At 69.1% G+C, this 947-nt stretch carries 1 pseudogene; it reads left to right on the forward strand.

Features of this window, described 5'->3' with window-relative positions:
* Positions 1-68 precede the first annotated feature (68 nt).
* Positions 69-494 (forward strand): annotated as a pseudogene (locus tag E1258_RS32835) (recombinase family protein); the annotation flags it as partial.
* Positions 495-947: the final 453 nt, after the last annotated feature.

The raw sequence follows: 947 nt of genomic DNA on the forward strand, positions 1-947 counted from the left end.
GACCGGTGACGGCCGAGGCCGGGAGCCGCGGGGCGGGTGGGGTGAGTGCGGGGAGGGCTTTGTAGAGGATCGCGTTCGTCCGCGCCGGCGACACCGTCCTCGTGCACTCGATGGACCGGCTCGCCCGCAACCTCGACGACCTGCGCCGCCTGGTCCGGACCCTGACCGGCAAGGGCGTGCGGGTGGAGTTCGTCAAGGAGAGCCTGACGTTCACCGGCGAGGACTCGCCGATGGCCACCCTGCTGCTGTCGGTGATGGGCGCCTTCGCCGAGTTCGAGCGCGCCCTGATCCTGGAGCGCCAACGCGAGGGCATCGCCGCGGCCAAGCAACGCGGTGTGTACACCGGTCGCAAGCCTGCGCTCACCGCCGAGCAGGCACAGCAGCTACGCGAGCGAGCCGCCGCCGGCGAGAAAAAGTCCGTACTGGCCAGGGAGTTCGAGATCAGCCGCGAGACGGTCTACAGCTACCTACGCCCGGCAGCCGTCACCGGCTGACTGGGGCCCAGGATCCGGGTCCGCAGCCGCCTCCGGACTGGCCGGTTCCGGCGGCGACAAGATGGTGCTGGGTGCCGCCCAATCTCGTGAACGAAGCCACAGGCCTTCCCGCCGCGACACCCACCCCGTAGCCGGGCCGCCGACGGCCGGCGCCCCTACGCGCCGTGCACACGAGTACGGGCCAAACGACGGGTAGTGCACACGACTTCGGAGCAACCCGATGTCCGAAGTCGTCTGCACACGGGCCCTCCACCAGGGGACCCCGTGCAGACGACTTCGGAAACTGACACTGGCCGCGACCGCAGACTAGTGTCGCGTAATTGAGATGTTTTACGTGGCTTGGTGTTACCTCGTGGTGATCGACTCTGGCTCGTGGCGTTGACGCAGCAGCAGCGGACTGAGCTGTCCGGTCTGGTCGGTGACCGGAGGGTGGACGCGGTGGTGGCGGGGCAG

This window comes from Micromonospora sp. KC207 (assembly GCF_004348615.1).
GTDB lineage: Bacteria > Actinomycetota > Actinomycetes > Mycobacteriales > Micromonosporaceae > Micromonospora.